The organism is Lyngbya sp. CCAP 1446/10, from assembly GCF_026130175.1.
Taxonomy (GTDB): Bacteria; Cyanobacteriota; Cyanobacteriia; order Cyanobacteriales; family Microcoleaceae; genus Microcoleus.
This window is the reverse complement of record NZ_JAIGNI010000168.1, coordinates 1-856: the sequence shown is the minus strand read 5'-3', so window position 1 is coordinate 856 and position 856 is coordinate 1. Positions and strand designations below refer to the sequence as shown.

At 41.1% G+C, this 856-nt stretch carries 1 protein-coding gene; it reads left to right on the top strand.

From position 1 onward, the window contains the following. On the top strand, nucleotides 1-856 hold an 856-nt coding region (locus K4039_RS29705; RefSeq protein WP_265240111.1), incomplete at both ends, for a transposase.

The window sequence follows — 856 nt, the reverse complement described above, 5'->3', positions numbered from 1 at the left end:
GGCGACGTTTCCCAAGGCGGATGTAAAGTTAAAAAATGGGCAATTAAGGTTTCCCCTAGGAGGTAAAGTTAAACTATGGTTTGGAATTAGTGAATTCTATCTGCCAATGCCGTCAAACTTGGATTACGACAAAATCCGAGAAATTCGCATCTTGCCAAGAAATGGGCAATTTTATGCTGAATTTGTCTATAAAGTCCCGCCGATAGCAGTTGAGTTAGACGCTAGTAAAGCTCTAGGTATTGACCCAGGGCTAAATAATTGGCTGACCTGTGTGTCTAATGTGGGGACAAGTTTAATTGTAGATGGACTGCACCTAAAATCATTAAATCAGTGGTACAACAAACGAGTTGCAGGAGTCAAAGAGGACAAGCCTCAAGGCTTTTGGTCTAAACAATTAGGGAGAATTACGGAAAAACGAAATAGACAAGTTAGGGATGCCGTCAATAAAGCAGCTAGATTGGTATTGAATCACTGCCTAAAGAACCAAATAGGCACTATCGTATTTGGCTGGAACAAAGGAATGCGTCAAGAAATCAATCTTGGAAGTAAAACTAATCAAAGTTTTGTGCAAATTCCTACCGCACGATTAAAGGATAGGATTTCTCAGCTTTGCGAACAACATGGCATTCAATTTGTTGAAACTGAAGAAAGCTATACGAGTAAGGCGAGTTTTTTAGATTCGGATGAACTACCTAAGTTCGGTGAAAAACCCGAAGGGTGGAAAGAGTCTGGGAAACGTGTCAAGCGTGGCTTGTATCACTCAAAAGATGGAAGCAAAATTAATGCAGACTGCAACGGCGCTGCAAACATTTTGCGAAAAGTAGCGACAACTTTAGGGCTTTGCCTTGAAGGAGTC